The sequence below is a fragment of the Alterinioella sp. genome (assembly GCF_058343375.1).
The window spans coordinates 1-24576 of sequence record NZ_JBTUJH010000008.1 but is presented as its reverse complement, the minus strand read 5'-3'; the positions used below and the strand labels follow the sequence as shown (position 1 = coordinate 24576).

Here is a 24576-nt window from a genome sequence, read left to right as displayed (position 1 = left end):
GGGGCAATGCGTGGTCGGCGGCGGGCAATCCCCGCCGCCGTGGCCGCATGTTATTGCGCTGCTTCGGGCGCGGCCTCTGCCTCTGCCTCTGGGGCGCTGCGGCTGAACCGCAGGATGGTGAAACCGATCACGCCCGAAACCAGCGAGCCTGACAGCACGCCCACCCGCACCGCGTTCATCATTTCGGGATCGGCAAAGCTGAGCGAACCAATGAACAGCGACATGGTGAACCCGATACCTGCCAGGCAGGCCAGGCCATAGATATGGGCCCAGGTCACGCCATGCGGCAACTTGGCCAGACCCAGTTTGACGGCCAGCCATGTCATGCCGAAAACGCCGATCTGCTTGCCGACAACAAGCCCAAGCGCGATGCCAAGCGGCAGCGGGGCCATCAGATCGGCAAAGGACATGCCCTGAAGCGACACACCGGCATTGGCGAAGGCGAAAATGGGCACGATAAGGAACAGAACATAGGGGGCCAGCGCGTGTTCCAGCGCGTGCAGCGGCGACTTGCCCCACTTATCCGTCAGCGGAATGCAAAAGGCGGTGACCACACCGGCCAGCGTCGCGTGGACGCCCGATTTCAGCACCAGCACCCAAAGGATCACACCCAGCAACAGCGCCGGAGCGATCCGGTGCGCGCCTTTGAGGTTCAGCCAGATCAGACCGGCCAGCGGGGCAAGCCCCATGAGAAGGTAATTGACCTTGAGTTCGGCGGTATAGAAGAGCGCGATGATCACGATCGCCCCGAGGTCGTCCAATATCGCCAATGTCAGCAGAAAAACCTTGAGCGAGGTCGGCACCCGGCTGCCGACCAGCGCCAGCACGCCAAGCGCAAAGGCGATATCGGTAGCCGCCGGAATCGCCCATCCTCGGAGGGTTTCGGTATTGCCCCAGTTCAGCGCCACGAATATCAGCGCCGGAACCGCCATGCCGCCAACCGCCGCCAGACCCGGCAGGACAACATCGCGCGGGTTCTTCAGCTTGCCTTCCATGATCTCGCGCTTCAGTTCCAGCCCGATGAGAAAGAAAAACACCGCCATCAACCCGTCATTGATCCACAGGATCAGCGGTTTTTCGAGCCCGCTGCCATCCAGCGTCACGGCAAAGGGGATGTTGAGCAACCAGTCATAGCCCGGTTGCAGCGAGGAATTCGCGACCAGAAGGGCTGCGATGGCAGACAGGCCCAGAAGGATTCCGCCCGAGGCGTCATGAGAGAAAAATCGGTCAAGGGCGCGTAGAAGCATTGTCAATCCTGAGTTAAAGCCAAAGTTATGGACGGAGATGGGGCCTCGGCGGCATGAGTGAAAGTGTTTTATTCGGGTTTTGCCCTTTTCGGGCGCATTTTTTCGCCGCGGCATCGGATTTGTGTGTTTTGGAGGCAGCAGAGGCAGCACAGAGTCGGCGGTGGGGGCAGTTTGCCATCGCATCCGGGCGGTGGCTGCGAAAATGGTTTAGGGCTTGAACACGGGCGGCCAGCGGGCCAGCTTTGGGGCAGAGCAACACAAGGCGATGGGGCAGGGATTGACAACATGGCGCTTCCGGTAAAACAGCAATTCCTCTACTGGGCGGCGTTTTGCGCGGTTTTTCTGCTGCTGCTCTGGGGGCTTGGGCAGGTCTTGTTGCCCTTTATCGTGGGGGCCGCGATTGCCTATATCCTCGATCCGCTGGCCGACCGGCTGGAGGTTGCGGGCTTGTCGCGGGTCTGGGCCACGATCGTGATCTTTGCGCTGGCCATTCTGGTCGCGGTTCTGGCGCTGGTGCTGGTTTTGCCAATGCTGGTCAGCCAGATCATCGCGCTGGTGCAGGCGGCACCTGAATTTTATGACACCGCGCGGGCGCAGATCATCGCGCGGTTCCCCTCGGTGATCAACGAAGACAGCGCCGCGCGTCAGGTGATTGCCGATATTCTGGCCTCGGCGCAGGCGCAGGCGGGGTCTGTGGCCTCGCAGATCCTGACCTCGGCCGGGTCGGCGCTGAGCGGGATCGTGGTTCTGGTGATCTCGCCGGTGGTGGCGTTCTACCTGCTGCTGGACTGGGACCGGATGATTGCCCGCATCGACGATCTGTTGCCACGCGACCATGCGCCGGTGATCCGGCAACTGGCGGCGCAGATGGATGCCACATTGGCCAGTTTCGTGCGCGGGCAGGGCACGGTCTGCCTGATTCTGGGCGCGTTCTATGCCATCGCCCTGATGGCGGTGGGGCTTCAATTCGGGTTGGTGGTCGGGCTATTGGCCGGGCTGATTTCCTTTATTCCCTATATCGGCGCGCTGTTTGGCGGCATTCTGGCCATCGGTCTGGCGCTGTTTCAGTTCTGGGGCGAATGGTACTGGATCGCCGCCGTGGCCGGGATTTTCATGATCGGCCAGGCGGTGGAGGGAAATGTCCTGACCCCCAATCTGGTGGGCGGGTCCGTCGGGCTGCACCCGGTCTGGCTGCTGTTTGCGCTGGCCGCCTTCGGATCGGTCTTTGGCTTTGTCGGCATGCTGATTGCGGTGCCGGTTGCCGCCATCATCGGCGTGCTGATGCGCTATCTGAGCGACCAGTATCGGCAGGGTTTGCTTTACAAGGGGCTTGCAGGGCAGGCCGAAGATGACGACATCTGAGCCATGGCCGAACAACTGACCTTTGATTTGCCGATGCGCAATGCATTGGGGCGCGATGATTATTTCGTCTCGCCGGCCAATGGTGTGGCGGTTGCGGGCATTGATGGCTGGCGCGATTGGCCGCATGGCAAGATGGTGCTGGTCGGCCCCGATGGTGCGGGCAAGACCCATCTGGCGCATGTCTGGGCCGAGATGGCGGGTGCACCGGTGATATGTGCGGCTGATCTGGAGGGGCTGGAGCTTGAGGGTATCGGCCCCGGTCTGGTCGTGGAAGATGCCGACAGGGGGTTGAGCGACGCTCAGGAAACGGCCCTGTTTCATCTGCATAACGCGCTGGATGGCAAGGGTGGCGCATTGCTGCTGACCGCGCGGCTGGATCCGGCCCGCTGGCCGCTGCGCCTGCCCGATCTGCACAGCCGGGTGCAGCAGGCGGGGGTTCTGAAACTGGGCCCGCCCGATGATGCGCTGCTGGCGGCGCTGCTGGTCAAGCTGGCCACTGATCGGCAAATTCAACTGGATCCGGGAATGATCACCTATGCGCTGCTTAGAATGGAACGCTCCTTTGCCGCCGCGCAGGCATTGATCGCCGAGATCGACACCCGCAGCCTGCGCGACAAAACGCGCCCCGGCAAGGCGATGGTCCGGGCGATACTTGCGCAGGGGAGCAAATGAATGGCACGCTCTTGCCAGCGCCACCATTTTCCGGGTCTCATATGAACAACGCCGATTTCCTGACCGCCCCCTTGCCCGAACCCATCGACCTGCCCGAGGCGCAGACCTCGGGGCCGGAGCGGTTTTTCAACCGGGAGCTGAGCTGGCTGGCCTTCAACTGGCGCGTGCTGGAGGAGGCCGAGAACACCCGCGTGCCGCTGCTGGAACGGCTCCGGTTCATTTCGATTTCGGCGGCGAACCTTGATGAGTTCTACACCGTGCGTGTGGCGGGATTGCGGGAATTGGTGGTCGAGGGCAACGCGACCCCGTCTGATGATGGCCGCACGCCGGTCGAACAGCTGCGCCTGATCAATGCCGATGCCCGCAACCTGATGCGCGCGCAGCAGGAGGCCTGGAGCACGCTGCGCGACGCGCTGGAGGCCGAAGGCATCTCCGTCGTGACCCGCAAGGCCCTGACCGATGCCGACAAATCCGCCCTGAACGATTATTTCCTGGCCAATGTGTTTCCGGTCCTGTCACCGCTGGCGATTGACCCGGCGCATCCGTTTCCGTTCATTCCGAACGAAGGCATTTCGCTGGCGCTGCAAATGAAGCGGATCAGGGATGGTCGGCCGTTGCAGGCCCTGTTGCCGATCCCGGCGCAGATCGACCGTTTCGTGAAACTGCCGGCCCCGCAGGGTGAAACCCGGGTGCTGCCGCTGGAAGAATTGCTGCTGCTCCATATCACGGCGCTGTTTCCGGGCTACAAGCTGATCGGAACCTGCACCTTCCGGGTGCTGCGCGACAGCGATCTGGAGGTCGAGGAAGAGGCCGAAGATCTGGTGCGCGAATTTGAAACCGCCCTGAAACGCCGCCGCCGCGGCCATGTCGTGCGCTTGCAGGTCTCGACCGGTGCGCCCGAAGCGCTGAAGCGCCAGATCATCGAGCATCTGCATGTGGTCGGCGATGAAGTGGTTGAAGTGCGCGGCATGATCGGCCTGGCGCGCCTCAAGGAGCTGGTTCCGGGTGACCGGCCCGATCTGCTATGGCCAAACTTCACCCCGCGTGTGCCGGAACGGGTGCAGGATCACGAAGGCAACATGTTCAACGCGATCCGGCAAAAGGACATGCTGCTGCACCACCCCTATGAGACCTTCGACATGGTGGTCCGCTTTCTGGCGCAGGCGGCGCGCGACCCCAATGTGGTGGCGATCAAGCAGACGCTGTATCGCACCTCGAATGAAAGCCCGATTGTCGAGGCGCTGTGTGAGGCCGCTGAAAGCGGCAAATCCGTCACCGCATTGGTGGAGCTGAAAGCGCGCTTCGATGAGGCCGCGAATATCCGCCAGTCGCGCAAGCTGGAGCGCGCGGGCGCGCATGTGGTTTATGGCTTCATCAACTATAAAACCCATGCCAAGATCAGCGCCGTGGTGCGGCGCGAAGGCGACCGGCTGGTCACCTATACCCATTTCGGCACCGGCAATTACCATCCCATCACGGCCCGGATCTATACCGATCTGAGCCTGTTTACCTGCGATGACGCGCTTGGCCGCGATGCCACCAAAGTGTTCAACTATATTGGCGGCTATGCGGAACCCGAGGGGCTGGAAAACCTCTCCATTTCGCCGATATCGCTGAAATCGACCATTCTCGACAGTCTCAAGGCCGAGGCCGAACATGCCCGCGCCGGGCGCCCGGCGATGGTCTGGGTCAAGCTCAATTCGCTGATCGAATCCGATGTGATCGACGCGCTTTATGCGGCCAGCCAGGCGGGGGTAAGGATTGATCTGGTGATCCGCGGCATCTGCGGGCTCAGGCCCGGGGTCCGGGGCCTGTCGGAAAATATCCGGGTGAAATCGGTGGTGGGGCGGTTTCTGGAACATTCGCGCATCGTCTGTTTCGGCAATGGCCATGGGCTGCCGGCGAAAAAGGCGCGGGTCTATATCAGTTCCGCCGACTGGATGGGCCGCAACCTCAACCGCCGCGTCGAAACGCTGGTCGAATGCACCAATCCGACGGTCAAGGCGCAGATCGTCAGCCAGATCATGGCCGCCAACCTGGCCGATGTGGCGCAATCCTGGGTGTTGCAGCCCGATGGCAGTTTTCTCAGGCCGAACCTTGATGAAATCGACAAGCCGTTTTCCTGCCACCGGTTTTTCATGCAGAACCCGTCGCTTTCGGGGCGCGGGTCGGCGGGGGCCAAGGATGTGCCCGACCTGACCCATAGCCATGATTGACGTGGCCGTATCGGGCATGCCATGAGCGGTGCCATGAGCGTTCAGGCTGACCCACAGGTTGCACAGAGTCCCGATGGCGGGCTGTTTACCCGGCCGCTGTTCCAGGAACCTGACGCGCATGGGCTGGCGCGGGTGGGCGTAATCGATATCGGCTCGAACTCGGTCCGAATGGTGGTGTTCGATGGTGCCGCGCGCTCTCCGGCCTATTTCTACAACGAAAAAATCCTCTGCGGGCTTGGGGCCGGTCTTGTCGAAACCGGGCGTCTTTCGGCCACCGGACGGGCGCGGGCGCTGTCGGCGCTGAAACGCTTTGCGGCGCTTGCCGCCGGGATGGATGTTTCGGCGCTGGTGACAGTGGCCACAGCCGCCATGCGTGAGGCCGAGGATGGCGCGGAATTCACCGCCGAGGCCGAGGCCGCGACGGGGCTGACCGTCCATGTTGTCAGTGGCCGCGAAGAGGCGCGCCTGTCGGCGCAGGGCGTGCTGTTGGGCTGGCCCGGTGCGCAGGGCATGGTCTGCGATATCGGCGGATCATCAATGGAACTGTCCGAGCTTCTGGGCGGTGGATTGGTCGGGCGCTGCGAAACCTCGGATCTGGGGCCGCTCAAATTACAGGGCATCAAGGGCGGCAAAAAAGCCATCCGGGCCCATATCGCCGCCACCATCGCAGGGCTTCGGGCCAAATTTCCCGATCAGCCCAAGCGGCTGTTTCTGGTCGGCGGCTCGTGGCGCGCGATTGCCCGGATCGACATGGAGCGCACCGGCTACCCTTTGCGGGTGCTGCATGAATACCGGATGCGCCGCAAGGATGTGCGCGCCACGCTGGATTATATCGCCAGGGCCGATCTTGAGGAGCTGCGCTCGCGCACCGGCACCAGCGCGGAACGGATGCAGCTGGTGCCGCTGGCGGCGATGGTGCTGAAGGAACTGGTGAAGCAGTTCAAGCCCGAGGAAATCGCCTTGTCGGCCTATGGAATCCGCGAGGGGCTGCTCTATGAGCAGATGTCGGATGCGCAGCGCCAGCGCGATCCGCTGATCGAGGCCGCCTATCAGATGGAGGAGGCCAATGCCCGGATGCCGCAATTTGGCCGGGTGCTGTATAAATTCATCGAACCGCTCTTTGGGTCGGTCAGGCCGATGCGCAAACGGGTGATGCGTGCGGCCTGTCTGCTGCATGATGTCAGTTGGCGCGCGCATCCCGATTACCGCGCCGAGGTCTGTTTTGACAATGCCACCCGCGCCAATCTGGGCGGGCTGACACATCAGGACCGGGTCTATCTGGGGCTGGCGCTGCTGCACCGGTATAAATCCACCCGCCGGGGCACGAAATTTGATCCGCTGATGGCGCTTCTGCCCGAAGCCGATATCCGGCAGGCCGAAATTCTGGGCCGCGCGATGCGGTTCGGGGCCATGTTCACGCTGCAACGCCCGTCCGATCATGGCAAGCTGCGGCTCTATCCGAAAAAGCGCATTCTGGAACTGACATTGAAATCGGCCACCGGGCGCGATCTGTTCGGCGAGGTTGCGCAATCGCGGTTCGAGGCGCTGGCCGCCTCCATCGGGGCCACGCCCGTGGTCAAGCACAGAGGCCGCTAAGGCGCGCTGCTTCAAAGGGCAATTGCCTGCGCCCGGGCTTTGGCATAAGCCTTGCCTCGACCCGAAGCCCAAAAAAAGAGTGCCCATCCGATGCGCCTGTCCCGTTATTTCCTGCCCGTCCTGAAAGAAACCCCCGCTGAAGCCCAGATCGTCAGCCACCGGCTGATGCTGCGCGCGGGCATGATCAAGCAGGCCAGCGCGGGCATTTATTCCTGGCTGCCGCTTGGCCTCAAGGTGCTGCGCCGGATTGAACAGATCGTGCATGAGGAACAGGCGCGCGCGGGCCATTTGCCGATGCTGATGCCGACCATCCAATCGGCGGATCTGTGGCGCGAAAGCGGGCGTTTTGACGATTACGGCGAGGAAATGCTGCGCATCAAGGACCGCCACGGGCGCGATATGCTGTTCACGCCGACCGCCGAGGAGCTGATCACCGATATTTTCCGCGCCCATGTCTCCAGCTACAAGGATCTGCCGCTGACGCTGTATCAGATCCAGTGGAAATTTCGCGATGAGATCCGGCCACGGTTTGGCGTCATGCGGGGGCGCGAGTTTCTGATGAAGGACGGCTATAATTTCGACCTGACCAAGGAAGACGCGCTGCACGCCTATAACCGCCATCTGGTCAGCTATCTGCGCAGCTACGAACGCATGGGGCTTCAGGCGATCCCGATGCGCGCCGATAGCGGGCCGATCGGCGGCGATGACAGCCATGAGTTTCTGGTGCTGGCCGATACCGGCGAAAGCGAAGTGTTCTATGACAGTGACATTACCGATCTGAAATTCGGCGAGCGCGAGATTGATTTCGATGATGTCGCGCAATGTCAGGCGGTTCTGGAGGAATTCACCAGCCGCTATGCCCGCACCGACGAGACCCATGACGCGGAGCTGTTCAACGCTATCCCTGAAGAACGCCGCCGCGTGGCGCGGGGTATCGAGGTGGGCCAGATCTTCTATTTCGGCACCAAATATTCCGAGGCCCTGGGGGCCATGGTGCAGACCGGGGATGGCGACAAGGTGGCGGTGCATATGGGCAGCCACGGCATTGGCGTTTCCCGTCTGGTGGGCGCGATCATCGAGGCCAGCCATGACGATAATGGCATCATCTGGCCCGAGGGTGTGACGCCGTTCCATTGCGGCATTGTCAATCTGCGTCAGGGCGACGCGGGCACGGACGGGGCCTGCGACGCGCTGTATGGCGCGCTCAAATCCGCCGGGCTGGATCCGCTTTATGATGACCGCAAGGAACGCGCGGGCGGCAAGTTTGCCACCATGGATCTGATCGGCCTGCCCTGGCGCATCACCGTCGGGCCGCGCGGCTTGAAAAACGGCGTTGTCGAGCTGACCAGCCGCCGGACCGGCGAAAGCGTGGAAATGACGCCGGAGGATGCGGTGAAGAAAGTGGTCGATATCTACGCGCCGCACCACCCCCATATCGCCGCAATGACCGAGCCGATGGCCAATCGCAGTTTCCACACCTGGATCTGAGACCACGCGCTTTCCTGATCGCGAATGGCCATCCGCATCTGGCGCTCAACAGGGCGGGTAATCTGTGCTATATTGCGCCAAACGGCATGAAAAAAGCTGAGCAGGTCATGAAAATTCTGGTGATGGTGGCAGGGATTGCGGGTGCCACGACGCTGGCGCAGTTCCCTGAGGCGTCCACCCAATATGTGCAGCGTCTGGCAGGCGCAGTTGATGAATTGTCAGTTGTGGTTGCCGATTTCGACCGCTCCGCCGAGGCGGCGGGGCTGACCCGCTATCAGGCGCTGGACGAGCTGACCGGCACTGCCTTTTTGAATGCGCGCAATGCCGACATGACCCGGACCCTGACCCGCTATGAGGCGCTGAGCGCCGATCTGGTGCAATTGCGCGCCGCCGGGCCGGTGCAGCGGCTGTTTCTGGCCCCCGGCCGGTTTGATCCCGAGATCGGGTTGCGCACCTATCAGGATTTTCAGCCGGCATTGCCGATGACGGTTTCGGGCTTGAGTTTCGCCGCGATCGGGTTTCTGGCGGGCAGTGCCCTGTTTGCGCTGCTGTCGGGGCTGGTGGCGCGGCTGTGGCGCAGATCGTCTGCGGCCTGACCGGCAATGGCGAACCACCCTAACCCCCGGCATATTTGCGCTGCCATATGCGGGGTGGGATGCGGTTATTTCTGATCACGGCAGGCCTGTCTGCGCGGCAAGCGCGCGGGCTGGTATCGCGCGCTCAGATCGCGGTTTCCGCCACTGCCGGCATCGGATAGAGTCCGCGCAAGCGCCCCCAAGCGGTGCAGAAATCAGGAGCAGCCATGCCATCCGCGCCCAGACCCTTTGCCCGGTTCGAGTTCCTTATCGCCTGGCGTTACCTGCGCGCCAAACGCGCCGAGGGCGGCGTCAGCGTGATGACCTGGATCAGCTTTCTGGGCATCATGCTGGCGGTGATGGCGCTGATTGCCACGCTGGCGGTGCGGGCCGGGTTTCGCCATGAATTCGTCGGCACCATTCTGGGGGCCAACCCGCATGCCAGCATCATTCCGCTGGCGCGTGAGGATGAGAATGGTCGCCTGCTGCGCGTGCTGCCCGATTATGACGCGGTGGCCGCCCGTCTGCGCGAGGTTCCCGGTGTCACGCGCGCCTTTGCGATCATCAAGGGGCAGGTCATGGCGGCGGGGCAGGGGGCCAATGCCGGCGTCGAGGTGATCGGCATCACGGCGGCCGATCTGGCCCAGATCCCGCTGGTGGCGCAGCCCGAAATGGCGCAGGGCGACCTGGCGAATTTCGAGGAGGGCATTGCCATCGGCATCGGCGTGGCGCGCAGCCTCAATGTCGGTGTCGGCGACAGGATCAGGCTGATCTCGCCCGATGGGGCGCGCACCGCCTTTGGCACCAGCCCGCGCATTTCCGCCTATGAGGTCACCTATATCTTTCAGGTCGGGCGCTTTGACATCGACCGGGTGCGCGTCTACCTGCCGTTCAATGAGGCGCAGATCTATTTCAACCGCGATGGTGTGGCCGACGAGATCGAGGTTGCCGTGGCCGACCCCGAGGCGGTGCAGGCCATGGTTCTGCCGCTGGCGCGTGCGGCGCAGGCCGATGCCATCGTCTGGACCTGGCGCGACAGTTCCGGGGCCTTTCTGCGGGCGCTGCAGATGGAGGATAATGTGATGTTCATCATCCTTTCGATCCTGGTGCTGGTCGCCACGATGAATATCGTTTCCGGCCTGATCATGCTGGTGAAAAACAAAAGCCGCGATATCGGTATCTTGCGGACCATGGGGCTCAGCGAAGGCTCGATCCTGCGGATCTTCTTTATCTGCGGGGCCTCGATCGGGGTGGCGGGCACGCTGGCGGGGGTTGCCATTGGCGTCGCCTTCGCGGTCTGGATCGACCCGATCTTTGCCTTTGTGAACTGGATGGCGGGCGGCGGTGTCTGGGATCCATCGGTGCGGTTCCTGTCGACCCTGCCGGCGCGGCTGGAATGGGGCGATGTTCTGTCGGCGGTGGCGCTGTCGCTTGGGCTGTCCTTCACCATCACCTTCATTCCGGCGCGCCGCGCGGCCCGGATGAACCCGGTCGAGGCGCTGCGCTATGAATGATCCGGTCTTGCGCCTGGACGGCATCGAAAAAGGCTACAAGCTGGGCCAACCCGGCGAAATACGGGTGCTGCGCGGGGCCTCGGCCAGCATTGCGGCGGGCGAAATCGTGGCGCTGGTGGCCCCCTCGGGTGCCGGCAAATCGACGCTGCTGCATATTGCCGGGCTGTTGGATACGCCCGATGCGGGAATTGTCGAAATCACCGGCCAGCGGTTGGACAAGGCCCGCGACCGGGCCCGCACGACCGCGCGCCGCCAGCAGATCGGCTTTGTCTATCAGTTCCACCATTTACTGCCCGAGTTTACCGCCGCCGAAAACATCGTGCTGCCGCAACTGGCCAACGGGATTGCCGTCGGGCCTGCGATGGGCCGGGCGCTGGAGCTTCTGGGTCAGGTCGGGCTTGGCGACAGGTCGGATCACCGCCCCTCGGCGCTGTCGGGCGGCGAACAGCAGCGGGTGGCGTTTTGCCGGGCGCTGGCCAATGCGCCGAGGCTTCTGCTGGCCGATGAACCCACCGGAAACCTTGATCCCGGCACTTCCGATCAGGTCTTTGAGGGGTTGATCGCGCTGGTCCGCGAGACCGGCATGGCGGCGCTGATCGCGACCCATAACCTTGCCCTGGCGGCCCGGATGGATCGTGTTTTGCGGCTGGATCAGGGCGTGCTGAAAGACGGGTTGGCCTAACCCGCCCTGGCCCTGGCCTTGGCGTTGCTGTGGCCATCGAACCAATCGGTGATGGCGTCGATACACGGGGTTCGCAGATCAGGCACCTCCATCAGCACTTCATGGCGCGCCTGTTCCACCACCTCGAGCCGTCCATTGGGCCAGTTGGCCATGCGGTCATGGACCGCCGAGGGTTCGACAATCTCTTCTTCGGTGCCCAGAAAAGTCAGGATGGGAATGTCCAGCGGGTCCATCTTCAGCAATGCGCCGGTTTCTTCCAATGCCGCATGAACCCAGGTGATCGACGGTCCGCCAAGGGCCAGTTCGGGATGCCGGGCGACCTGGGATTCCATATAGTCAAACTGGCTGCGGTCATGCGTCAGCGGGTTGTCCTCGAACACCATCGGGGCCGCCGGGCCGGTCGTTGGTGCGAAATTCTTGTCCAGACCCAAGGGTTTGGACAGGCCCAGAACGATGCCGGAAATGGCGCGCAGAAACCCGGTCATGCGGATGCCCCACATCGGCGAGGTGAACACCACGGCGCAGGCCGGCAGCCCGTCATAAAGCGCGCGCAGACCGATGGCACCGCCCATCGAATGGCCGATCAGGAAACAGGGTTTTTTCAGATCGAGATTGCGCAGCGCCTGACGCAGGGCGGCCACATCCTCGCGGTATTCGTCAAAGCTGGTGACATGGCCCATATCGGGGCGATGCGCCGGGCGGTCGGACAGGCCCTGACCGCGCCAGTCAACCGCGACCATGCCATAACCGCGCGCCGCAAATTCCGTGGCAACGCGGCCATATTTTTCGATATATTCGGTGCGGCCCGGAAACATCAGGATGGTGCCCTTGGCCCCCTCGGGCCAGACACCCACCCGGATGCGGGTTTCATCACCGGCGTGCAGCCAATAGGCCCGCCCGCCTTGGGGCCCCTCGGCGATGTCCGAAAGAAACGGTGCCGGTTCCATCGCGCTTACCCCAGAAGGCTGCCAAGCCGCATCGCCGTGCCCATGTCGCCATCCAGCTTCAGCCGCCCGCCCATAAAGGCCGATGTCGGGTTCAGGGCACCCGAAAGGATCTCCTGAAAGGTGTCGGCATCTGCGGTCAGGGTGACATCGGTTTCTTCATCGGCGCTGCCGGCACGCACGCCTGATCCGTCGATCAGGATGGCCCCTTCGCCTTCGATGTCGAATTTCGCGGTCCCGTCGAACCCGTCGCCAAGTTTTTCCTGCAAAGCCGCGATGCCGGCGGTGACGATATCACTCATGATTTTTTGGTCCTTTTGCGCTTGGGCACCGGAAAGGGCTGGAATGATCGGTGCCAGATGTTAAATTCAATCTGGAACATGATGATTAAGCCTTCAATATACAATGTTATCGTGGCGGCAGCTATTGCGCTTTGGGCCGCAGGGGTGCCTGTCGCTGCACAGACCGACCGGCTGGATGGTCTGTTTGACAGCCTGCGCGACCCCGGAACCACCGATTGGCGGCGCGTCGAGGATGAAATTGAACGCCGCATGTCGATGTCCGGCTCGGCGTCGGCCGATCTGTTGCTCAGGCGCGGCATAGCGGCGCTGGAGGCGCAGGATTACACGGCCGCAATCGACCATCTGACCGCGCTGGTCGATCACGCACCGGAATTTGCCGAAGGTTGGAACAACCGCGCATCGGCCTATTTTCTGGCCGGGCTTTACGGCCCGGCGATGGAGGATCTGGCCCGGGTTCTGGTGTTGGAGCCGCGCCATTTCGGGGCGCTGAGCGGAATGGGCATTATTTTCGAGCAAACCAACCAGCCGCTGCGCGCGCTGGCCGCCTTTCGCGCCGCCGCCGCCATTCATCCGCAAAACCCTGAGATTCTGGCCGCAATCCTGCGTCTGGAACGGGCCACCGAAGGCACGGCGCTTTAACGCGGCATTGCCGGAACTCGAAAAAAGTCCACGAAGGGTAGGATCATGCAACGCCAAGGGCGTATCGCGGCCGTTCTGGGGCCGACCAATACCGGCAAGACGCATTACGCGATTGAACGGATGCTGGCCCATCGCACCGGCATTATCGGCCTGCCGCTGCGCCTGCTGGCGCGCGAGGTCTTTGACCGGATCGTTGCAATGCGCGGGCCCCGCGTCGTGGCGTTGATCACCGGCGAGGAACGTATCGTTCCCGACAGCGCGCAATATTGGGTCTGCACGGTCGAGGCGATGCCGCCCGGCATGGGCTGCGATTTTCTGGCCATAGATGAGATCCAGCTTTGCGCCGATGCCGAACGCGGCCATGTCTTCACCCAACGGCTGCTGCATGCGCGCGGCTTGCATGAAACCTTGTTTCTGGGCTCGGATACCATGCGCAGCGCCATTGCGGCGCTGGTGCCTTGGGTGCAGTTCATGCGCCGCGAAAGGTTCTCGGAGCTGAGCTATACCGGCTCGAAAAAGATCAGCCGCATGGTGCCGCGATCGGCCATTGTCGGGTTCTCGGTCGAAAACGTCTATGCCATCGCGGAACTTCTGCGCCGTCAGCGTGGCGGGGCCGCCGTGGTGATGGGCGCGCTCAGCCCCCGCACCCGCAACGCGCAGGTGGAGCTGTATCAGAATGGCGATGTCGATTTTCTGGTCGCGACCGATGCCATCGGCATGGGGCTGAATCTGGATATCCGGCATGTGGCCTTTTCCGGATTGCGCAAGTTTGACGGGCGCAAGATGCGGATGCTTGCCCCGAATGAGCTGGCCCAGATCGCCGGCCGCGCAGGGCGCTACACTGAACCCGGCACATTTGGCGTGACCGGTGAGGCCCCGCCATTGGCACCAGAGTTGGTGAGCGCCATCACCAGCCACGCCTTTCGCCCGGTGAAAAAGCTGCATTGGCGCAACGCACGGCTGGAATTCGGCTCGGTCGGGCACCTTGTCGCCAGCCTTGAAGCCCCGACCAGCGATGAATGGCTGACCCGCGCGCGGGAGGCTGACGATCTGGTGGCGCTGAAAGCAATTGCGGCCCTGCCCGAGATGGCGGCGCGTCTGACACAGCCGGGGGATGTGAAATTATTGTGGGATATCTGCTGCATACCTGATTTCAGGGGCATCAGCCACATTGAACATGCGGCGCTGCTGGCGCGCATTTTCGCCTATCTGCAGGATCTGAACCGGGTGCCCGATGATTGGTTGGCGGCCCAGGTCAATCGGCTGGACAGGACAGATGGCGACATTGACACGTTGTCGAAACGTTTGGCCTATATCCGAACATGGACCTATGTGGCGCAACGCAAAGCCTGGGTCGATGACGAAACCCATTGGCGCGAGGCGACGCGTGCCGTAGAAGACCGCCTGTCGGATGCTCTGCACGAACGTCTGACCCAGAGATTTGTTGACCGGCGCACATCGGTGCTGTTGCGCCGGTTGAAACAGAAGGAGGGCCTTGTGGCCGACGTGAATGACAAAGGTGAAGTAACGGTCGAAGGCGAATTCGTCGGCCGTCTGGAAGGGTTCCGGTTCCGGCAGGATGCATCCGCCAGCCCCGATGCGGCCAGGACGCTGCGCCAAGTGGCGGTAGCGGCGCTTGCGCCAGAGCTGCATCTGCGGGCGGATCGGTTCTATAACGCGCCCGATACCGAGTTTGACTATACCGAACAGGGTGGTCTGATGTGGGGCGATCAGGCGATCGGCAAGCTGGTAAAAGGCACCGAGCCGCTGAAACCCGTGGCCGAAGCCTTTGTCGATGACGAGGCGGGCGCGGAGGTGATTCAGAAAGTCCAGCGCCGGTTGCAGCATTTCATCGACCGCAAGATCGCGACCCTGTTCGAGCCGCTGCTGGCGATGTCGCGCGACGAGGCCATCACCGGCCTGGCGCGTGGTTTTGCCTTTCAGCTGGTCGAAGCGCTTGGCGTCTTGCCGCGCGCCCCGGTGGCTGATGATGTGAAGGCGCTGGATCAGGAGGCGCGCGGGTTGTTGCGCAAACATGGCGTGCGCTTTGGTCAGTTCACCATTTTCCAGCAGCTTTTGCTGAAACCGGCCCCGACGCGGCTCAGGCTTGTGCTTTGGGGTCTGGCCAATGGCGATGCGGAATTTGCCGAAAGCCCGCCGCCGGGTCTGGTCACCATTCCCGCCGTCGAAGGCGCGGCGCAGGCGTTCTATACCAATGCCGGTTACCGGCTGGCCGGCAGCCGCGCCATCCGCATCGACATGCTGGAACGTCTGGCCGATATGCTGCGCCAGCAAGATACCCGGGCCGGGTTCGAGGCGAATGCCGACATGCTGTCGATTACCGGCATGACGCTGGAACAATTCGCTGATCTGATGACCGGGCTTGGCTATGCCGCCGAAAAGGGCGAACGCGTCAAGGTCAAAGCCGCAAGCGACGATCCCAAGCCGGCCGCGGACCCGCCTGTGGAAGTGCCGGGGGACGCGCCCGGAGAAACCCCCGAGACCCCGCCGCAGGAAACCCCGGTCGAAACCCCGGTTGAAACACCGGTGGAGACTCCGACCGAACTGCCCCCTTCTGAAACCCCGACCGAAATACCGGACATGCAGGCCGAGCCACCCGTCGAGGCACCGGCCATGCAGGCCGAGGCACCCGTCGAGGCCCCTGAGATGGAGGTTTTCTACACCTTTTCCTGGGCTCCGCGCCGGCGCCAGGGCCAGCAAGACAGCCGCCCCGGCAGCGACCGCAAACAGCGCGCCAAACCGCGCGGCAAGGGCAAACCGGGTGCCAAGACCCATGCCAAGACCCATGCCAGGACCCCGCCGGGCGACAAGCCCAGGACCTATGCGGCAAAGCCCAAGCGGCATGAAAAGCCGATCGACCCGGACAACCCGTTCGCGCAGGCCCTTATGGGCCTCAAGAGCAGCAACTGACGGACGCGCCGAACCCCACGCTGCGGCTGGATAAATGGCTGTGGCAGGCGCGGTTTTTCAAAACCCGCACCCTGGCGGCCAGGACGGTTTCGGGCGGCCATGTGCGGGTGAATGGCACCAAGGTTCACAAACCCGCGGCATCGGTCGGCCCCGGCGATGTCCTGACCTTTCTGCAAGCGCGCGACATTCGCGTGGTGCGGGTTGTGGCGCTTGGGCAGCGGCGCGGCCCGGCCGCGCAGGCGCAGGCGCTTTACGAGGATCTGACACCGGAAAAACCGGCCGCCCCCCGCAACCCGTCCTATGATGGAAAGGGCCGCCCCTCGGGTCGGGATCGTCGGGCGCTCGGATCTTTACGTCGCAGGCCGCTTGAATGATCCGGCAGAGCGGTCTAAATCCGGCTTGAGATCTGAACTGGATACGCCATGACCTACGCCGTGCTCGATAACTGCATCAACTGCAAATACACCGATTGCGTCGAGGTATGCCCGGTGGATTGTTTCTATGAGGGCGAAAACTTTCTGGTCATCCATCCCGATGAATGTATCGACTGCGGCGTTTGCGAACCCGAATGCCCCGCCGATGCGATCCGCCCGGACACCGAGCCGGATATGGAAAAATGGGTCGAGATCAACCGGAAATATTCAGAGCTGTGGCCGGTCATCGTGTCGAAAAAAGACCCGCTGCCCACCGCAGAGGAATTTGACGGCAAGCCGGACAAGCTGCCGTTTCTGTCCGAAAAGCCCGGCGAAGGCGGGTAAGCGATTCGGACCTATTTTGATGTTTCGCAGTCGCCAAATACGATGATGCAACTGCGGCAAAGTGCTGTAAAAACAGGGCTTTTGGGTTGAAATCACAGCGTCTGCTTTGAATATGCCGATTTTTGTGCTATATATCCCCTACATACACAGTCTGTGAAAGTTATCCACGCGGGCCGCCAGCCGCGCATAAAATCAACATCAATTCACCTCGTTGAGGAAAGTGCGTCTTTCCCCGTGGTGTTCTTGTCGCCTGAGCCCCGGGGCCAAAGAGGAAATACCATAATGAGCAAATCGCGCAAACAAGATTTCAGCCCCGATGAATATGTCGTCTATCCCGCGCATGGCGTGGGACAGATCGTGTCGATCGAAGAACAGGAGATCGCCGGGCTGGTTCTTGAGCTGTTTGTGATCTCGTTCGAAAAGGACAAGATGACCCTGCGGGTGCCGACCGCGAAGGCGACCGCGGTGGGCATGCGCTCGCTTTCCAGCCCCGATGTCGTGAAACGCGCGCTCGATACGCTGAAAGGCAAGGCCCGCGTCAAACGCGCCATGTGGTCGCGCCGGGCGCAGGAATATGAACAGAAGATCAATTCCGGTGATCTCATTGCCATCGCCGAAGTCGTGCGCGATCTGCACCGTGGCGATGATCAGCGTGAGCAGAGCTATTCCGAGCGTCAGCTTTATGAGGCGGCGCTGGAGCGTCTGACCCGCGAATTGGCCGCCGTCAATGACATGGATGAGGTCGGTGCGCAGAAACGTATCGGTGATGTCCTGACCGCCCGCGCGGCAGCCTGAGCGAACCAAGGCACGCATTGCCCCGTCGCAGGATCTGCGGCGGGGCTTTTTCATGTCAGATAGGCCGCCAGAACCGCCAGGGTGGCAATCTCGGAAATCTGCTGTGACGCGCCCAGAATATCGCCGGTCTGGCCGCCGATCTTGGCCTGCGCGAAACCCGCAAGTCCCAGGGTCAGGCCAAGCGCCAGCGCCAGCGCCCAGATCGCGGCACCACCACTGAGGATCAGCGCCAGCGCCAGTGCCAGCGCCCCTGCGATGAACGCGGCGCTGAGCGGCGGTCGCCCAAGCTTGCGCGCCAGCCCGCCGGGCCGGGCCGGTTCCATCAGCGCCATCATGAAGATCATCGGAACCCGTGACATCATCGCCGCCGCGATCAACGGGGCCAGGACTGCCCCCGATGTGATCAGCCCCACGATAAGCGACCAGCGCGCCAACAGCGCCAGCATCAGCGCGATGACACCGTAAGCACCGATGCGGCTGTCTTTCATGATCTCCAGCCGCCGGTCGCGGTGCCACCCGCCCCACAGCCCGTCGGCGGTATCGGCCAGCCCGTCCTCATGCATCGCACCCGTGACCATGATCATCGCAGCCAGTCCCACGGCCGCCGAAACACCGGCAGGCAGCCCTGATGTCAGCCAGATGGCGACCCCAGCGATCAGCCCCGCCGCCAGCCCGGCCAGCGGCCAGGCCCAGGCCGCCGCCGCATCGCGGCTCGGATCGGGCGGGCCGGGCAGGGGCAGGCGGGTCAAAAGCCCGAGCGCCAAACGGATGTCGCCGAATACCCGGTGCAAAATGTCGGTTCTGGCCATGCCGCGCCCTCCTTTCGGTCGCAATCCTTTTCCCGATCGGCCATACCGGCCCGGACATGACCTTGCAATGAAAGAGACACCGATCGCCATGACCGCTCCCTTTACCTCGCTTGCCGAATTCCAGGCCCTTCTTTCTGCCGCCCCCGGGCCTGACAGTGCCGCGCGCGCCGGCGCTGAGGCGCGCAATGGTCAGCTGACCAAGCCGCCCGGCGCGCTTGGCCGGTTGGAGGATCTGGCGATCTGGTATGGTGCCTGGCGCGGCAATGCCCGCCCCGAGATCACCCGCCCGCAGGTGATCGTTTTCGCGGGAAATCATGGGGTTGCGGCGCGTGGCGTCAGCGCCTTTCCGGCCGAGGTCACGGTTCAGATGGTGGCCAATTTCAAGGCTGGCGGGGCCGCAATCAACCAATTATCCAAAGCCGCCGGCGCGAGGATGGATGTCCATGCGCTGGATCTGGACCGGCCAACGGATGATTTCACGCAAGGCCCCGCGATGGATGAGGCGGGCGTTGTTGCAGCACTTCTGACCGGCTGGAACGCGGTCGATGACCGTGCCGATCTTTTGGTGACCGGCGAGATGGGCATCGGCAACACGACCTCGGCCGCCGCCATCGCCTATGCGCTTTATGGTGGCGATGCGGCCGACTGGACCGGGCGCGGCACCGGCGTCGATGATGCCGGGCTGGCGCTGAAGATGCAGGTGGTGACTGACGGGCTGGCCGCCAACCCGAGCGCCGAAAACAATGGGCTGGAGGCGCTGCGCTGTCTTGGCGGGCGCGAATTGGCGGCCATGGCGGGCGCGATTGCGCGGGCGCGGGTTCTGGGCATTCCGGTGATACTGGACGGGTTCATCTGCACCGCCGCCGCCGCCTGCCTGCACGCGGCCCATAAGGGCGCGCTGGATCACGCCGTGGCCGGGCATCTGTCAGCCGAGGGTGCACATCAGGCGCTGCTGACCCGGATCGCCAAAGAGCCGCTGCTGGCGCTTGGCATGCGGCTTGGCGAAGGGTCGGGCGCGGCGCTGGCGATCCAGATCCTGAAAGGGGCGGTGGCCTGTCATTCGGGCATGGCAACCTTTGCCGAGGCCGGTGTGGCCGCAGGCGAGGGCTGATCCCCCTCTCCCTCCTCCTCCTCCGGGCTATCCTGCATCAGGGAATCGGGTAGCTCGGCCGCGTCAATCTGCGTCGCCAGCGCGGTTTCCAACGTGTTGTTCAGCTCGCGCGCGCGGGCCAGATATTCCTCGTTTTCGGTCAAGGGGATGCCCGGTTTCCACAGCTCGGCCAATTCGCGCAGCACCTGACGATCATGGCGGTAGAAGGCCTGTTCGACCTCATGCGCCTCATATTCCGAAAGCCCGGTATTTTCCAGCACGTAGCGCGCCGCGCGCAGGGACCCGTCAAACATCTCGCGGACAATGTCATTGGCCCCGGCCTGAAACAGTTCATAGACATGCACCCGGTCAAAGGCGCGGGCCACGATATGCAGATCGGGGCGGCGCTGGCGGGCATAGCGCACCAGCCGTTTGGCCGCTTCCTTGTCATCCATCGCCACGACCAGCACCCTGGCCTGATCGAGACCCGCCGCATGCAGCAATTCGGGCCGCGTCGGATCGCCGAAATAGCCGTGATATCCGAACCGTCGCATCAGTTGGATGGTGGGCAGATCATTGTCCAGAACCACGGTGCGTTTGCCGGTCATCTGCACCATGCGATTGACAACCTGCCCGAACCGTCCGGTGCCCGCGATGATGATATCCTCAGGGGCGTCGATCACGTCATCGACGGCCTCATCCTCAACATTGTCGGCGATGTAGGAGACCAGGATATTGTAGAAAATGAACACCAGCGGCGTCAGCAGCATCGACAGGGCAACAACCAGCAGCAGCACCTCGACCAGCGCATCGGGCAGCACATGTTGCGCCACGGCGAATGAGATCAGCACAAAGCCAAATTCGCCCGCCTGCGCCAGGCCAAGGGTAAAGAGCCATTTGTCATGCCGCCGCAGCCCGTAGGACCAGCCGATGACAAAGAGGATCAGCCCCTTCACGATCATGATCGCCAGCGTCAGCCCGGCAATGGTGGCAAAGTTGGAAAACAGCACGCCAAACTTGATGCTGGCCCCCACGGTGATGAAGAAAAGCCCAAGCAGCAGCCCCTTGAACGGCTCGATATTGGCCTCAAGCTCGTGCTTGAATTCGGAATTGGCCAATACCACACCCGCCACAAAAGCCCCAAGCGCCGGTGACAGGCCAACCAGCACCATCAGAAACGCGATGCCGACGACGATGACCAGCGCCACCGCGGTATATATCTCGCGCAGGCGGGCCATATGGACGAACTGAAACAGGGGCCGCGTCAGGAACTTGCCGCCGATGATAACCGCCGCGACCGCCGCAATGGTCACCAATGTCACGCCCCAGGCGGGCATCCCCTGAACCAGCGACATCCCCGTTTCCGCCGCGGCCTGCGCTTCAGCGGCGGGCCGCTGGATGGAGCCATCGGGAGAAAAAGCCGCAGGCAGCGGTGTGGCCAGCAGCGGCATGATCGCCAGCATCGGAATAACCGCAATATCCTGTGTCAGCAGCACCGAAAAGGAGGATCGCCCGCCAGTGGTGCGCAACAGGCCCTTTTCGGTCAGCGTTTGCAGCACGATCGCGGTCGATGACAGCGCAAAGATCAGCCCGACGGCCAGCGCCGGTTGCCAGGCCAGCCCAAGCGCAAAGGCCCCGGCCCCGATGGCTGCGGTCGAAACCACCACCTGGGCGGTGCCAAGATGCAACAGCTTGTCGCGCATTTCCCACAGGCTGCGCGGGTCCAGCTCCAGCCCGATCAGAAACAGCATCATCACCACGCCAAACTCGGCGAATTGCTGCAGGGCGTGCGGGTCGACCCCGGCCTGAAACAGGATCGGCCCGATGGCGATACCCGCGATCAGATAGCCCAGAACCGAGCCAAGCCCGAGGCGCACCGACAAAGGCACCGCAATGACCATTGCGGCAAGGTAGATCGTGGCTTGGAAAAGGATGCTGTCCATGGGGTCTGTTCGGTCTCCTTGCGGGGGTCAGATCGGCAGCGGGGCATCGGCCTTGGGCTGGTCCATGACGATCTGCGATTGCACCCGTGCGACATCGGGATGGGGCAAAAGCCGGCCGTGGATCAACCGGTGCAGCGCCTGCAGATCGGCGCACCAGACCCGGAGCAGGTAATCGGCCTCACCGGTCAGGGTGAAGGCGGCGGTGACTTCGGGGGTGCCGCGCAAGAGGGCGGCAAAGCTGCTGTCAACCTCGGCGCTGTGGGTGCTGAGCTGCACCTGCACGAATGCCTGCACATGAAGACCGACACATTCGGGCGAGACCACGGCGCGCGCGCCGGTCACGATGCCGGCGTTTTCCAGCCGCTGGCGCCTGCGCCCGGCCTGACTGGGCGACAGGTTCAGCATCTCGCCCAGGTCCTGCACGGTCAGTTGCGCATTGCCCTGAATGGCCTCCAGCAGGCGGCGGTCGGTGGCGTCGATCATGTGCGTAATCCTCGCACAAATTCCGTTAAAGGCGCAAAGTTACCGCGCATAATCGGCTATACCACCTTTCATTCGCGCAAACAACGCACAACCCGTGCGATATCTTCGCCAGAGCGAACAGAATCACTCAGGAGACACCCGATGGGCCCCTTCCCGCACAGCGCCCCACGCGCCACCATATCCGCAGAAAACCCGGCCGGAACAGACGGGTTCGAATTTGTCGAATTTGCCCATCCCGAGCCGGAGGAACTGCGCAGCCTGTTTCGCAAAATGGGGTTTGCCCATACCGCGACCCATAAACACAAGGCCATCGAGCTATGGCAGCAGGGCGATGTCTCCTATCTGCTGAACGCCGAGCCGGGCAGCTTTGCGGCGCGGTTTGTCGAGCAACACGGGCCTTGCGCGCCCTCGATGGGATGGCGCGTGGTCGATGCCGCCCAGGCCCTGGCCCATGCGGTATCCAGGGGGGGCACGGAATATACCGGCGACGACAAGGCCATGGATGTGCCCGCGATCATGGGCATCGGCGGCAGCCTGCTTTATTTCGTAGATCAGTATTTCGACCGCTCGGCCTATAATGCCGAATTTGACTGGATCCGCGACGCCCACCCGCAAGGGGCGGGGTTCTACTATCTCGATCACCTGACCCATAATGTCCACAAGGGCAACATGGATGTCTGGTTCAAATTCTACGGAGATCTGTTCAACTTCAAGGAAATCCGGTTCTTCGATATTGCCGGAAAATTCACCGGCCTGCGGTCACGCGCCCTGACCTCGCCTTGCGGTCGCATTCGCATCCCGATCAACGAGGATCGTGGCGAAAAGGGCCAGATCGTCGAATATCTCAAGCGCTACAAGGGCGAAGGCATCCAGCATATCGCGATCGGGACCGAAGATATCTATGCCTCGACCGACCAGATCGCCGCCGCCGGCATCAAATTCATGCCCGGCCCGCCCGAAGCCTATTACGACCTCAGCTATTCCCGCGTGAAAGGCCATGATGAACCGCGCGACAAGATGATGAAACACGGCATCCTGATTGATGGCGAAGGCGTGGATGATGGTGGCGAAACCCGGATCTTGTTGCAGATATTCTCCAAAACCGTGGTCGGGCCGATCTTTTTCGAGTTCATCCAGCGCAAGGGTGATGATGGCTTTGGCGAGGGCAATTTCAAGGCGCTGTTTGAAAGCATCGAGTCCGAGCAGATCCAGCGCGGCGTGTTTGACATCGAACAGGCCGGCTAGAGCGCGTCGCGCCAAATCGAATTCACCGGCCGACCCGAACGCATTCGATTGCGCGAAGGTTGCCTCGGTCCGGGTGATGAATGCTCGAATCCGGTCAGGCGCGACGCGCTATAGACCGGTCTTGGCGCAGCCCCCCGGGGCCATTGCCACAGGCTTCTGCCTCGGGGAGGGGGCAGAAGCCTTTTTCATTTGCCGGAACAGGTTTCGGAAGTCATGACAGGGGAAAGACCCACCAGATGAGGCGCAAAATGAAACGTTCCGAGATCAACCAGATCATGGCCCGCGCCGATGATTTCATCCGCTCCTTCGGCTTTGTCCTGCCGCCCTTCGCCTATTGGAGCCCGGCGGAGATGCAGGCCAACCGGCCCCGGATCGATGCCATCATCCAGGGCGGATTGGGCTGGGACATCACCGATTACGGACAGGGCGATTTTGCGGCCCTGGGGCTGTTCCTCTTCACCCTCAGAAATGGCCGCCAGGCTGATCTGAAACGCGGTGGCGGCATGTGCTATGCCGAAAAGCTGCTGATTTCGCGGCAGGACCAGATCAGCCCGATGCACAGCCATTACCTGAAGGCCGAGGATATCATCAACCGCGGCGGGGCCACGATGGCCATTCAGCTCTACGGCGCAGCCCCCGATGGCAGTTTTGACGAGACCGCGGGCGGAACTGTGCTGTGCGATGGCATGGCGCGCGATTTTCAGCCCGGCGAGGTGCTGCGCTTCCAACCGGGCCAAAGCGTCACCCTGATGCCCGGTGACTGGCACGCTTTCTGGGGCGAAGGCGGCGACGTTCTGATCGGCGAAGTGTCGACGGTGAATGATGATCAGACCGATAACTGGTTCCGCGACCCCATCGGTCGCTTTGCCGATGTCGAGGAAGACGTGCCCCCGACCCATCTCCTGGTCTCGGATTACCCACAGTATCTCTGACCTACTCATTCATCTTGGTAAAAATACCTTGGGGAGCGCGAGGGGTGAAACCCCTCGCCCCGGTCGGCGCGCGTAAGCGCGGCGAAACCCCATCCGGACCTCACCGCCCCCGAATACGCGGGTCCAGCGCATCGCGCAGCCCGTCGCCGATATAATTGACCGACAACACCGTCAGCGAGATTGCCAGACCGGGCCAGATCACCCGCTCAGGGTTGCGTTGCAGCCAGTCGGTGCCATCGAACAGCAGCCGCCCCCAGGTCGGGTAATCCGACGGAAAGCCAAGCCCCAGAAAGGAAAGCGCGCTTTCGGTGATGATCGCGTTGGCAATGCCAAGCGTGGCCGACACCATGATC

23 protein-coding genes are annotated in these 24576 nt (G+C 62.7%); 16 read left to right on the top strand and 7 right to left on the bottom strand.

Annotation, left to right across the window (positions count from 1 at the left end):
- Positions 1–50: 50 nt before the first annotated feature.
- Positions 51–1247, bottom strand: a complete 1197-nt coding sequence (nhaA, locus tag ACW8PS_RS01565) for a Na+/H+ antiporter NhaA (RefSeq protein ID WP_491525493.1) — start codon at positions 1245–1247, stop codon at positions 51–53.
- A 285-nt stretch (positions 1248–1532) separates the two neighbouring features.
- On the opposite strand from nhaA, the gene ACW8PS_RS01560 reads away from it, so the two are divergent.
- The 8 genes from ACW8PS_RS01560 (at position 1533) to ACW8PS_RS01525 (ending at position 11352) form a co-directional block, all read left to right on the top strand.
- Positions 1533–2609: an AI-2E family transporter gene (locus ACW8PS_RS01560; RefSeq protein ID WP_491525492.1), complete on the top strand. Its 1077-nt coding sequence runs from the start codon at positions 1533–1535 to the stop codon at positions 2607–2609.
- Positions 2610–2612: 3 nt separating this feature from the next.
- Positions 2613–3281, top strand: coding sequence for a P-loop NTPase family protein (locus ACW8PS_RS01555; RefSeq protein WP_491525491.1), 669 nt, complete (start codon positions 2613–2615; stop codon positions 3279–3281).
- A gap of 41 nt (positions 3282–3322) precedes the next feature.
- Positions 3323–5497 (top strand): RNA degradosome polyphosphate kinase, encoded by a 2175-nt coding sequence (locus ACW8PS_RS01550; RefSeq protein ID WP_491525490.1) that lies wholly within the window; start codon positions 3323–3325, stop codon positions 5495–5497.
- A gap of 33 nt (positions 5498–5530) precedes the next feature.
- Entirely contained in the window at positions 5531–7093 is a 1563-nt protein-coding gene (locus ACW8PS_RS01545; RefSeq protein ID WP_491525489.1) for a Ppx/GppA family phosphatase, read from the top strand.
- 90 nt (positions 7094–7183) lie between these two features.
- Positions 7184–8581, top strand: coding sequence for a proline--tRNA ligase (gene proS / locus ACW8PS_RS01540; RefSeq protein WP_491525488.1), 1398 nt, complete (start codon positions 7184–7186; stop codon positions 8579–8581).
- 107 nt (positions 8582–8688) lie between these two features.
- Positions 8689–9177, top strand: coding sequence for a DUF2937 family protein (locus tag ACW8PS_RS01535; protein WP_491525487.1), 489 nt, complete (start codon positions 8689–8691; stop codon positions 9175–9177).
- A 206-nt stretch (positions 9178–9383) separates the two neighbouring features.
- Positions 9384–10670 carry a lipoprotein-releasing ABC transporter permease subunit gene (locus ACW8PS_RS01530; protein ID WP_491525486.1) on the top strand — a complete coding sequence of 429 codons (1287 nt, stop codon included), beginning with the start codon at positions 9384–9386 and terminating at the stop codon, positions 10668–10670.
- Positions 10663–11352: an ABC transporter ATP-binding protein gene (locus tag ACW8PS_RS01525; protein WP_491525485.1), complete on the top strand. Its 690-nt coding sequence runs from the start codon at positions 10663–10665 to the stop codon at positions 11350–11352. The genes ACW8PS_RS01530 and ACW8PS_RS01525 overlap by 8 nt, the downstream gene beginning before the upstream one ends.
- Here the strand turns inward: ACW8PS_RS01525 and ACW8PS_RS01520 are convergent.
- Together ACW8PS_RS01520 and ACW8PS_RS01515 are read right to left on the bottom strand one after the other, a co-directional pair.
- Positions 11349–12299 (bottom strand): alpha/beta fold hydrolase, encoded by a 951-nt coding sequence (locus ACW8PS_RS01520; protein WP_491525484.1) that lies wholly within the window; start codon positions 12297–12299, stop codon positions 11349–11351. The genes ACW8PS_RS01525 and ACW8PS_RS01520 overlap by 4 nt on opposite strands.
- Before the next feature lie 5 nt (positions 12300–12304).
- The gene (locus tag ACW8PS_RS01515; RefSeq protein WP_491525483.1) at positions 12305–12598 is read right to left on the bottom strand and encodes an SCP2 sterol-binding domain-containing protein; all 294 of its coding nucleotides are present in this window, start codon (positions 12596–12598) and stop codon (positions 12305–12307) included.
- A gap of 111 nt (positions 12599–12709) precedes the next feature.
- On the opposite strand from ACW8PS_RS01515, the gene ACW8PS_RS01510 reads away from it, so the two are divergent.
- The 5 genes from ACW8PS_RS01510 (at position 12710) to ACW8PS_RS01490 (ending at position 17721) form a co-directional block, all read left to right on the top strand.
- Positions 12710–13237, top strand: coding sequence for a tetratricopeptide repeat protein (locus ACW8PS_RS01510; protein ID WP_491525482.1), 528 nt, complete (start codon positions 12710–12712; stop codon positions 13235–13237).
- Positions 13238–13282: 45 nt separating this feature from the next.
- Positions 13283–16168 (top strand): helicase-related protein, encoded by a 2886-nt coding sequence (locus tag ACW8PS_RS01505; RefSeq protein WP_491525481.1) that lies wholly within the window; start codon positions 13283–13285, stop codon positions 16166–16168.
- The gene (locus ACW8PS_RS01500) at positions 16165–16542 is read left to right on the top strand and encodes an RNA-binding S4 domain-containing protein (protein ID WP_491525545.1); all 378 of its coding nucleotides are present in this window, start codon (positions 16165–16167) and stop codon (positions 16540–16542) included. Before ACW8PS_RS01505 ends, ACW8PS_RS01500 begins: the two co-directional genes overlap by 4 nt.
- Before the next feature lie 48 nt (positions 16543–16590).
- The gene (gene fdxA / locus ACW8PS_RS01495; RefSeq protein WP_491525480.1) at positions 16591–16926 is read left to right on the top strand and encodes a ferredoxin FdxA; all 336 of its coding nucleotides are present in this window, start codon (positions 16591–16593) and stop codon (positions 16924–16926) included.
- A gap of 282 nt (positions 16927–17208) precedes the next feature.
- Positions 17209–17721 carry a CarD family transcriptional regulator gene (locus tag ACW8PS_RS01490; RefSeq protein ID WP_491525479.1) on the top strand — a complete coding sequence of 171 codons (513 nt, stop codon included), beginning with the start codon at positions 17209–17211 and terminating at the stop codon, positions 17719–17721.
- Positions 17722–17771: 50 nt separating this feature from the next.
- Here the strand turns inward: ACW8PS_RS01490 and cobS are convergent, their stop codons facing one another.
- On the bottom strand, positions 17772–18530 hold the full coding sequence (cobS, locus tag ACW8PS_RS01485; protein WP_491525478.1) for an adenosylcobinamide-GDP ribazoletransferase: 759 nt from the start codon (positions 18528–18530) through the stop codon (positions 17772–17774).
- Positions 18531–18618: 88 nt separating this feature from the next.
- Here cobS and cobT point away from each other — a divergent pair, with 88 nt between their 5' ends.
- Positions 18619–19641: a nicotinate-nucleotide--dimethylbenzimidazole phosphoribosyltransferase gene (gene cobT / locus ACW8PS_RS01480; RefSeq protein WP_491525544.1), complete on the top strand. Its 1023-nt coding sequence runs from the start codon at positions 18619–18621 to the stop codon at positions 19639–19641.
- Here cobT and ACW8PS_RS01475 read toward each other — a convergent pair.
- Together ACW8PS_RS01475 and ACW8PS_RS01470 are read right to left on the bottom strand one after the other, a co-directional pair.
- Positions 19587–21563, bottom strand: a complete 1977-nt coding sequence (locus ACW8PS_RS01475) for a monovalent cation:proton antiporter-2 (CPA2) family protein (RefSeq protein ID WP_491525477.1) — start codon at positions 21561–21563, stop codon at positions 19587–19589. The genes cobT and ACW8PS_RS01475 overlap by 55 nt on opposite strands.
- Before the next feature lie 27 nt (positions 21564–21590).
- Entirely contained in the window at positions 21591–22046 is a 456-nt protein-coding gene (locus ACW8PS_RS01470; protein ID WP_491525476.1) for an Lrp/AsnC family transcriptional regulator, read from the bottom strand.
- A gap of 141 nt (positions 22047–22187) precedes the next feature.
- On the opposite strand from ACW8PS_RS01470, the gene hppD reads away from it, so the two are divergent.
- Entirely contained in the window at positions 22188–23291 is a 1104-nt protein-coding gene (gene hppD, locus ACW8PS_RS01465) for a 4-hydroxyphenylpyruvate dioxygenase (RefSeq protein ID WP_491525475.1), read from the top strand.
- 248 nt (positions 23292–23539) lie between these two features.
- Positions 23540–24223, top strand: a complete 684-nt coding sequence (locus ACW8PS_RS01460) for a D-lyxose/D-mannose family sugar isomerase (protein WP_491525474.1) — start codon at positions 23540–23542, stop codon at positions 24221–24223.
- Positions 24224–24323: 100 nt separating this feature from the next.
- Here the strand turns inward: ACW8PS_RS01460 and ACW8PS_RS01455 are convergent.
- A partial coding sequence (locus tag ACW8PS_RS01455) for an ABC transporter permease subunit (protein ID WP_491525473.1) occupies positions 24324–24576 on the bottom strand: 253 nt, incomplete at its 5' end.

Coding starts and splice junctions, on each gene's coding strand:
- nhaA (WP_491525493.1), bottom strand. CDS start 1,247: ATGCTTCTACGCGCCCTTGACCGATTTTTCTCTCATGACGCCTCGGGC.
- ACW8PS_RS01560 (WP_491525492.1), top strand. CDS start 1,533: ATGGCGCTTCCGGTAAAACAGCAATTCCTCTACTGGGCGGCGTTTTGC.
- ACW8PS_RS01555 (WP_491525491.1), top strand. CDS start 2,613: ATGGCCGAACAACTGACCTTTGATTTGCCGATGCGCAATGCATTGGGG.
- ACW8PS_RS01550 (WP_491525490.1), top strand. CDS start 3,323: ATGAACAACGCCGATTTCCTGACCGCCCCCTTGCCCGAACCCATCGAC.
- ACW8PS_RS01545 (WP_491525489.1), top strand. CDS start 5,531: ATGAGCGTTCAGGCTGACCCACAGGTTGCACAGAGTCCCGATGGCGGG.
- proS (WP_491525488.1), top strand. CDS start 7,184: ATGCGCCTGTCCCGTTATTTCCTGCCCGTCCTGAAAGAAACCCCCGCT.
- ACW8PS_RS01535 (WP_491525487.1), top strand. CDS start 8,689: ATGAAAATTCTGGTGATGGTGGCAGGGATTGCGGGTGCCACGACGCTG.
- ACW8PS_RS01530 (WP_491525486.1), top strand. CDS start 9,384: ATGCCATCCGCGCCCAGACCCTTTGCCCGGTTCGAGTTCCTTATCGCC.
- ACW8PS_RS01525 (WP_491525485.1), top strand. CDS start 10,663: ATGAATGATCCGGTCTTGCGCCTGGACGGCATCGAAAAAGGCTACAAG.
- ACW8PS_RS01520 (WP_491525484.1), bottom strand. CDS start 12,299: ATGGAACCGGCACCGTTTCTTTCGGACATCGCCGAGGGGCCCCAAGGC.
- ACW8PS_RS01515 (WP_491525483.1), bottom strand. CDS start 12,598: ATGAGTGATATCGTCACCGCCGGCATCGCGGCTTTGCAGGAAAAACTT.
- ACW8PS_RS01505 (WP_491525481.1), top strand. CDS start 13,283: ATGCAACGCCAAGGGCGTATCGCGGCCGTTCTGGGGCCGACCAATACC.
- fdxA (WP_491525480.1), top strand. CDS start 16,591: ATGACCTACGCCGTGCTCGATAACTGCATCAACTGCAAATACACCGAT.
- ACW8PS_RS01490 (WP_491525479.1), top strand. CDS start 17,209: ATGAGCAAATCGCGCAAACAAGATTTCAGCCCCGATGAATATGTCGTC.
- cobS (WP_491525478.1), bottom strand. CDS start 18,530: ATGGCCAGAACCGACATTTTGCACCGGGTATTCGGCGACATCCGTTTG.
- cobT (WP_491525544.1), top strand. CDS start 18,619: ATGACCGCTCCCTTTACCTCGCTTGCCGAATTCCAGGCCCTTCTTTCT.
- ACW8PS_RS01475 (WP_491525477.1), bottom strand. CDS start 21,563: ATGGACAGCATCCTTTTCCAAGCCACGATCTACCTTGCCGCAATGGTC.
- ACW8PS_RS01470 (WP_491525476.1), bottom strand. CDS start 22,046: ATGATCGACGCCACCGACCGCCGCCTGCTGGAGGCCATTCAGGGCAAT.
- hppD (WP_491525475.1), top strand. CDS start 22,188: ATGGGCCCCTTCCCGCACAGCGCCCCACGCGCCACCATATCCGCAGAA.
- ACW8PS_RS01460 (WP_491525474.1), top strand. CDS start 23,540: ATGAAACGTTCCGAGATCAACCAGATCATGGCCCGCGCCGATGATTTC.